This is a genomic window from Methanomethylovorans sp., assembly GCF_050177135.1.
GTDB lineage: Archaea > Halobacteriota > Methanosarcinia > Methanosarcinales > Methanosarcinaceae > Methanomethylovorans.
This window is the reverse complement of the sequence record NZ_JBFXHJ010000095.1, coordinates 1-8,539: the sequence shown is the minus strand read 5'-3', so window position 1 is coordinate 8,539 and position 8,539 is coordinate 1. Positions and strand designations below refer to the sequence as shown.

The 8,539-nt window shown below is 43.2% G+C and carries 9 protein-coding genes; 2 read left to right on the top strand and 7 right to left on the bottom strand.

All coding sequences use genetic code 11. The features are described 5' to 3' along the window. The 5 genes from AB7U21_RS08295 to AB7U21_RS08275 all read right to left on the bottom strand — a co-directional run. Window positions 1-266 (bottom strand): hypothetical protein (locus AB7U21_RS08295; RefSeq protein ID WP_428388252.1); only part of this gene is annotated, 266 nt, incomplete at its 3' end. Between the two features lies 1 nt (window position 267). Continuing rightward, window positions 268-1,842: a BatD family protein gene (locus AB7U21_RS08290; protein ID WP_428388250.1), complete on the bottom strand. Its 1,575-nt coding sequence runs from the start codon at window positions 1,840-1,842 to the stop codon at window positions 268-270. 345 nt (window positions 1,843-2,187) lie between these two features. Then, complete coding sequence (locus AB7U21_RS08285; RefSeq protein WP_428388248.1) at window positions 2,188-4,518, bottom strand: PAS domain S-box protein; 2,331 nt, start codon at window positions 4,516-4,518, stop codon at window positions 2,188-2,190. A gap of 85 nt (window positions 4,519-4,603) precedes the next feature. Next, window positions 4,604-5,104 (bottom strand): hypothetical protein, encoded by a 501-nt coding sequence (locus AB7U21_RS08280; protein ID WP_428388246.1) that lies wholly within the window; start codon window positions 5,102-5,104, stop codon window positions 4,604-4,606. A gap of 14 nt (window positions 5,105-5,118) precedes the next feature. Further along, window positions 5,119-5,862: an RAD55 family ATPase gene (locus AB7U21_RS08275; RefSeq protein ID WP_333787762.1), complete on the bottom strand. Its 744-nt coding sequence runs from the start codon at window positions 5,860-5,862 to the stop codon at window positions 5,119-5,121. A gap of 142 nt (window positions 5,863-6,004) precedes the next feature. Here AB7U21_RS08275 and AB7U21_RS08270 point away from each other — a divergent pair, with 142 nt between their 5' ends. Then, on the top strand, window positions 6,005-6,745 hold the full coding sequence (locus tag AB7U21_RS08270; RefSeq protein ID WP_428388243.1) for a Nif3-like dinuclear metal center hexameric protein: 741 nt from the start codon (window positions 6,005-6,007) through the stop codon (window positions 6,743-6,745). Then, on the top strand, window positions 6,742-6,900 hold the full coding sequence (locus AB7U21_RS08265; RefSeq protein ID WP_428388241.1) for a hypothetical protein: 159 nt from the start codon (window positions 6,742-6,744) through the stop codon (window positions 6,898-6,900). The genes AB7U21_RS08270 and AB7U21_RS08265 overlap by 4 nt, the downstream gene beginning before the upstream one ends. 7 nt (window positions 6,901-6,907) lie before the next feature. Here the strand turns inward: AB7U21_RS08265 and AB7U21_RS08260 are convergent, their stop codons facing one another. Next, complete coding sequence (locus tag AB7U21_RS08260) at window positions 6,908-8,089, bottom strand: glycosyltransferase family 4 protein (protein ID WP_333787760.1); 1,182 nt, start codon at window positions 8,087-8,089, stop codon at window positions 6,908-6,910. 24 nt (window positions 8,090-8,113) lie between these two features. Next, window positions 8,114-8,539 (bottom strand): HIT domain-containing protein (locus AB7U21_RS08255; RefSeq protein WP_428388239.1); only part of this gene is annotated, 426 nt, incomplete at its 5' end.

Sequence of the window (8,539 nt, the reverse complement as noted above, 5' to 3'; positions counted from 1 at the left end):
GCAAGTATGGCGCCCCATGAGCGTGAAGTGTTGCTTTTGACCTTGAGCATTACATAATCGTCCGGCATGTCCACAGGTTTCGACGCTGAAAAATCCTGTGCAGTGATCGTGTATCCACCGACCTTGACCTGCTCGCCCCAATGAAGTGTAATGTTTGAAGGGGTGAGCCATTCGGTGTCATTTGAATCCCTTGCAGATGCAGGATGCTGCAGCATTACCAGATACATGACCAGTACTGCTGCAAGCAAGATAGACCTGTGATACATATCAGTTCTGACCTTTTCTTGAGAACTTCATTACAGCTATAAGGGCAATTACCAGAACCCATGCTTCAAAACCAGGCTGCTGGCCGACCTCATCACTTGTTCCGCTGCTTGCCTGTGCCTTACCGGAACTGGAAGATCCCGCATTGCCTGATTGATCCTTTGAGGGTGTATCCTGGCCGGATGCAACCTTTAATGCTATTTCCGGCATGTTCGAGACCTTTTCACCTTTATAGCCTTCCAGATCAGTAAATTTAGCAGATGTTGCTGGCAGTTTCATATCAGCTTCCTTTTCAAGCTTAAGGACATATGAAAAACTTTGTGTCTTTTTATCATTCACCACATCATCGAAAGTCATAACCCCGCTTACAAAGCTGGTACCTTCCGGTACTGTCTCTTCTATTTTAACATTTGCATCCCGGTTGCCTTCATTTTTTACAGAGATGGTAACGCGCACATTATCACCAGGATTGAAGGAAGATACATTTACTTTTTTCTCCAGAACTATATAGGGACCATTGACCACAATAGTAGGTGTATCGGATTCGAACGTGTAATCTTTGCCATCCACCCTGAACTTGGCAGTAGCTTTTGGCAATTTGAACTTTCCGGGTTTGATCGGTTTGAGAGTATATTCCAGAACTGTGGTTGTTTCCTGCGCACTGAGAGATGTGGTCTTTTCCGTCTGCACATTGTCCTTCAGTTCCAGATCATCTGTCTGTAGGTCAGTGAGATGGACAGAACTGAGTGCATATGGACCCGTATTTCTCATAATAAGAGAAACATAAGCTGTTTCATCCATGTATATTTCTTCTGTACAGCTTTTGGTAAGGGTGATCTCTGCTTTTGGTTCAATGGTAATGGTCTTTGTACCCTCGAAAATATGCTTCTCATTGTTTATATCATAAGCAGCGGCCCGTGCAACGATCTTAAAATCTTCTTCATCCCATAAAAGAGGGATCTGAAGTTTAAATGCAAGTGGTTTTGTAGTTTCTCCCTTCTCAAGAGAAGGTGTTGTTTGTATCAGTTTTCCATCTGCAAGTTCAAGGCCGGCAGTATCCACATTAAGCACTACGTTGCTGGCTTTGGCATCACCCACGTTCTTGATTGTTACGTTACCTTCTATAAAACGAGGAGTGGAAAGCCTGGTCGGGTCATAGGTTTCTTTTTCAATGTCCAGATCCACTTCAAGATCCGGCAATCCACGCCTGTATATCTGCACTTTGACCGTGGGGTCTATAAGATTCCCGGTCCAGCTATCAGTTTTCAAACTAAGGGCACTGGCATAGACTTTGATGTCATCACCATTGGCCGTATCCCTATAGACCACATTATCAGACAGTTTCAAGGCTCCGGCCGTCATATACACATCATCTTTGTAAATAGTGATATATACATAGCCATCCTTGTTGAAATCATCTGCAGTAATGACATAGTTGTCAACCTTGTAAGAATCTCCCCAATGGAGGGTTACAGTTTTTACGGATTCCCATTCTATATCATCTGAGCTGTAAGCTGACACCTGGGATATCAGGCAGAATAAAACCAGGAATAAGAAGGACATTGACTTTATTGACATGTGAGTTCCTCTTAAGCGGATAATGGACCATATAACAGCAGTTATTCTTGAGAATAGTATATAATTATATTATTATATAACTATATTGCTGACAAATAATGACCAGACATATATATCTATAAAATCTATGTCATATAAATCAACTGAAAACGTAAACTTAAAGTATTTTTAAATTGCAAAGCAATGGCTTTGTAGAAATCGTCACGCTACATTTTCAACTGTGGGCAGATGCAACCACAGAGTACACAGAGTTCACGGAGATGAATAAATATTACCATCCTCTGTGTTCTCTGTGAACTCAGTGGTTAAAACATAATACGTATGTTTTTTACAGAGCCAAAGCAATTAAAGTTTCAGTGAAATGGTAAAAGTAAAGGTACTGCCTTTTCCGATCTCGCTCTCCAGCCAGACATTTCCCCCATGCAGGTCCACGAACTGCTTGACTATATAAAGTCCGATACCATTTCCCTTATATTTACGGGTTGAGGACGAGTCTAACTGTATAAAAGGCTTGAATAACCTTTGCTGATCCTCCGTACTGATACCTATGCCATTATCAATGACCTCAATATGCAACGTATCGTGCATTTGCTTGGACCTTATCTTGACAAAGCCTTTCTCTTTCCCGAATTTGATAGCATTGCTCACCAGATTGATGAGGATCTGTTGTAATTTATTCCTGTCAACTCTTATTGACTTGACCTGCGGGTCAAGTTCCATTTGCAGTTCAATGTTCTTTTTGGAGGCAAAGGAAGACATTTCAGTCATCACATCCTGTATGAGACCTTCCAGATGAATGTCCTCAAGTTCAAGATTTGTTTTTCCGGCTTCAATATTTGATACATCAAGAATGTTATTTATAACGTCTAGCAGGTCTTTACCCCCTGCTATTATATTATTGAGATATTTACGCTGGTTATCATTCAGCTTATCCTCGATACTTTCCTGTAAAAGGTCCGAAAATCCCATGATCGCATTCAGAGGTGTTCTGAGTTCATGAGTGACATTGGAAAGGAACTCACTTTTAGTTCTGCTGGCCTCTTCAGCTACGTTCTTGGCATGTATAAGTGCCTCTCTTGCCTTTTTACTTTCGGTTATGTCCTCAACAATGCATATGCCCCCAGCGATCGCTTTATCTTCAGTGATCACCGGAACGAAGCTGGCCCTTATGGGGGTATCTGTGGCACCTATGAATGAAAAGGAACTTCCGGAATAATTATCCGGTTCGCCTGAAAGCACTGCTGTAACACATTTTTTTATCTCTTCACTTGTATCGGATTTAAGCAGATCGAGACCAATGATATTGCCAATTATATTTGCTTCTTCGACACCTACTATATCCACGAAACTTTTGTTACACTGTGTGATCACTCCATAGGTATCAAAATGGATAATACCCAAAGGTGATTTCTCGAATATCATGCGATACTTGTCCTTAGCTTCGCGCATTTCCTTTTCATTGAGAACACGCTGTGTGATATCCCGGATATTCACACTAAAGAACAAAGCTCCATCTTTCTTCCATGTAGAGTGTGAGATCTCAATAGGAAATTCTGTTCCATCCCTTTTCAGGCCGTAAAGTTCGATAGTGTTTCCCATTACCCAGGAACGGCCGGTCGAAACAACTACATCCCATCCCTGATGGATATGCCGGTACCTTCGTGGCATGATCATGGAAATATGCATTCCCATTGCTTCCTCGACCGTATAGAAGAAAAGGTTCTCAGCACCCTTGTTCCAGAATATGATATTACCTGCGGAATCGGAAAAAATGATCGCATCAGAAGCTGAGCGCGCCTGGGATATGAACATGTCACTGGCCATCTCCAAGGCATTGAGATTAGCTTTCCTGTCTCCAATGTCCCTTATAGTAGCTATTATCCCTTTAACATGACCATCTTTATCGAAAAATGCTTGTGCATACAGTTCTACCCAATATATTTTCCCGTTTGGGTCCTTAAGACGACCTTGTACCCGGCTCTGGCCGGAATTATTAAGAGTAATGGACAGAGAGCGAACGATCTTATGTTGATCTTCATAAAAAAATAGATCTGATAATTGTTTAAGGAGAAGTTCTTCAGGAGTGAAGCCGTATGTAGTGACAGAAGGACTAATGTAGGTGATCACGCCCGCTGGATCCGTTGAAAGGATGACATCCGCTGAATTCTCCACAAGAACGCGATATTTATCATCAGCTGTGATTTTTGTATGTTGATCTGATATTGAATTGATCAGCTCGATCTGTACTATGATCCTGGAAATATTCCCGTTCCTGTCATTAAGGAATCCGGCCTTTAAGATCGCAGGGTGTTCCTCTGCATGCTCATCAACTATGGGTATTCCAATATCGTGACGATCTTTGACATCAGCAGGCTTGGTAAATATTTTACTGGCTTCATATCTTTTGTCTGAGGATATCAATCTATCGTACCATATACGACCAATGAGCTCCTTTTTTGTGAATCCCAGACTCTTACAAAAACATTCATTCACAAACGATATCATCTGATCAGTGTCAAGAACAAGTAGCATAGAAGGAACAGCATCCATAAATGCATACAAGATCTCAATAGCAGGATCCTGAAAGTTCATAGAGCGAGTAACAAAAGAAATATCGAACTCATTCTCTGCAGAATTACGGCGAACTGTATCAGAACCTTTGTTTCTGGAGATCATGTCTATTCCTGTTCATTCGGTCAACAAGGTCGTACTGTTAGTGTGTATTCCATATCTTATATCAGAGTGAAATTATCGGATTGCTTCATTGCTTTGGAACTAGCAGCCTGAAACCATTGATCATTTGAGGTCGTTCCACTGCCCTGGGGATCTCTGTCAGGGAAGGCATATCCGTTATATCAGGATGCTGGAGCATGCCGTAGAGATGCTCATTGTCGCCCTGAAAGGACTTGAAGCCTGATCTTAAACCAATGCGGTCCTTTTCCTCTGAGGAAATATCATAAAGAGATCCAGAGACATGTTTTCCCTGATCCTTCGCTTTCTTGCTCAGGCCAAGTTTCATATTCCTTTCTCTGTTCTTGGCACCTGCTTCCTTCCCTCTTTTATAGTTATCACTGACAATTTCCAGAAGACCTGCATCCTTTGCAACCGATTCCAGTGCAGCGTAGCGCTCACTGACCCAGCCAAGTTCTGAATGCTTATAGTAACCTACATCAAAGCCAAGATCATAAGCTCTTTTTTCGAGTTCAGCTTTTTCTGAGTCGCTGAGCTTTCTTTTTGTTTCCACCTTCTTGAAAAGCCGCACCCGAGATCACTTCCTTATTGCAGAAGACCTTCTACCTGCAGCCCGCGTTCAGTGAACTGAACTTTGTGCATATTGCAGTCATGTTTTGTACCCCGCATCTTTATGATCTGGATAGCACGTGTCATCTGCTTTTCATAAAGGAAATTGTGCAGGAAGATCACTCCATGGGATGCGAACTGTTCAGTAGTATATGCAGTAGGGTCAGTGAGCTCCCCAATAATTATAGTGGTACAGCCCAGTTTTTTGAGATTCCTTATGAATCTGGTCATCTCCTTTTCCTGCAGTGCAGGATCGTGTGTTGCAAAACGTATGGCTGTCATGGAATCAATGACCAGCCTTTTGACATTGTACTCTGCCACATAAGCCGCCAGTTCCTTAAATACCGTCGCAGGTGACGGAGCCTCATGCTCGTTGGAAACGCCTTCTATTCCTTCATGGGGCTGAATGATATCCTTCAGTTCATCCATGTACCCATATTCCATACGGGGTCCCAGATCTGCAAACAATAGTTTCTTCACTTTTATAAGTGGTATGACATTAAAAGAATAATTAGACATATCGTTTATGATGTTCTGGGGACACTCAAGTAGGGTAACATACAATCCTACATCTCCCTGCAAAGCACCTTTTGCAAGGAACTGCACACCAAAAGTGGTCTTGCCACCTCCGGGTGGCCCACTTAACAGATAAACACGTTCCGGGAGAAGTCCTCCCTGTAGAATCTCATCCAGGCCATCTATCCCACTTTCTATTCTCATAAGTAAACCTCTGATAAATAATATATTTAATTATATTTTAATCCTTCGATGAAATTGTGCCGGAGGTCTCTTTTGAAACCTCAAGCTATCCATATCTATTTTATTGCGACAGATTCTTATGAATTGAGAACAAAGGTTTTTCATGCATCTATCTAATATCATCCCGGTACTGGAAAAGATAGCTCCACCTGAGCTTGCCGCTGATTTTGATATTAACAGAATTGGCCTTAATCTTGATCTTGACAATGATGTTAAAAAGATAGCAGTTGCTTTAGACCCCACGGACTATGTACTTAACAGGGCAGCTGAGATCAATGCAGACCTCTTGATAACCCATCACACCCTTATTTTTGATCCGGTGAATTCCATTTCCAGAACTTTTGCCACCAGTCTGCAGATAGCGCTGGACAACAGGATCTCTCTATATTCAATGCATACGAACTTTGACAGAGCTAAAGGTGGAATAAACGACGTACTTGCAAAAAGGCTGGGACTTAGCAATGTACAGGAACTGGACATAGGCAGGATAGGTGAAGTACCGGTGTGTTCTACGGAAACTCTGGCAAACCATGTGGCAAAAAGCCTGAACACTCATGTGCAATATGTGGGAGAAAGGGATGATATAAAACGTGTAATGGTCTTTGGAGGCAGTGGTTTTAGAAATGAGTACCTTGGGATCGCAAAGGAGCATGGTGTTGAAGCGTACGTTTCTTCGGAACTGAAACATGATGTGATACGCTCTCGCGGAGAACTTGCACTTATCGATGCCACCCACTACGCTACAGAGAATCCGGGCATGGAAGAGCTTTGCCCGCGTCTGGCAGACCTGCTGGGACTGGATGTGGAATTCATACATCATAACCCGTTCATCAGAGTGATATGATGGAAAATTTGAGAGCAGACCAAGCAGAATGGGATGATGTGGAAGAACTTCTTGAAAAACAGATACATAAAAAGGTCAGAGCCAAACACAGGGGATATGGCGATTATGAAAAAAGGATCTACAGAGGCCCTTCTGTGAAAAGAGGATATGAGTAGATGGCTATCATCTACCCTGTTCATTATCCTTCAGTGCTTTATCATAGACCTTCAGTGTGGAATCTGCCACTTCATTCCAGTTATATACTTCTTCTATAAGTCTGCGACCTTCCTCGCCAAAGCCTGCCTTACCCAGACCATCCAGCACATAATTTATTCCCCATGCTATAGAATCCGGATTTTGGTAAACCGTAACTCCATTTTTGAAGTTATCGATAAGTTTTACAGCATCAGTAGCAACCACGGTCTTGCCAGCATCCCATGCTTCGAGCACCACGATCCCAAAGGGCTCGTTACGGCTTGGCATACATACGATGTTTGCAGCATTGTACCAATCCCTGGAAACCTCATCCGATGCATAGCCAAGGAAATGAGATGCATGTTTCACACCCATTGAACGTGCAAGGTATTCACAATGAGCCCGCATCTCTCCCTCTCCTATAAGCACGAACTGTGCATCCCAGCGGTGAGACAATACCTTTCCTATAGCCTTAACAAGCATATCAGGCCCTTTCTGGTAGCTCATGCGCCCGATGAACAGAACAACAGGCGCCAGCGGATGGATACCGAACCGCTTCTTTACTTCACCCGGATCCACATCCTTACGTATCTTATCCAGGAAAATCCCGTTGGGTACCAGGGATATCTTGTGATCAGGAATATGATACAGGAACTGTACCTCCTTCTTCAGCACCTCGGAAGTGATTATGACCTCAGCTGACTCATAACCGGCCAGCCATTCCCGATGTGATATGGTTTTAGCCTCCGACCAGTTGCCATGTACGTTACCGTTGCGACCCCATTCGGTACTGTGATAAGTAAGCAGGAATGGAAGGCCTTTTTCGGCCTTAAGCTTGCATAGTACGTTCACAGGATGCCAGTCATGTCCATGAAGAATATCGAACTGACCAAAGCGATCTACCACCTCCAGGAACATCCAGTACATGGAATCACACATCCTGTCCATCTGATTAACAACCCCTCCCGACTGGTCGTGGTCCACACGATGGTAATGCACACCATTTATGAGCGCATGTGGTTCAAGCCCTCGGTTACGGGTGAATATATGCACCTCATGTCCTTTGGAAGCAAGCACTTCAGATAGCTCGGAAACATGGGGAGCTACGCCACCCACTTTTACCGAGTGCAAGCTTTCCCACGAGAACATACCGATCCTTAATTTTTTCATTTTATATACCCCACAGTTCAAGATTCAATGTACCTTCTGTTCAGAAATCCCATTGTTCAAATACTCTGCAGCCTTTTCCGGAGGCATCGTGTTTATGAAGATATCAGTGTTCTTCTCAAAACCCGCCATCTTGCTGGTCACAGGTTGGAGCCTGAGATTCAAATGATATGAATCGTCTTGCAGCAGCTGGAAGAACATGTAATTATAAGCAGGAGATGCGAGTACCGTCTCCAGCCCGGAAAGAACATGGCGGATCGCAGCGCCCAGAGAATGCAACATCTCATCTGACATTGCCCCAAGATGACTGACATGTGCCTTAGGAATGAACCAGATCTCGAAAGGAACCTGCGAAAAATAAGGAGCAAAGGCTATGAAATGTGCATTCTCATAAATAGAGCGTGCATTTGAAGATTCCAGGCGTACGATCCTGCAGTAAGGACAGTTATCCTG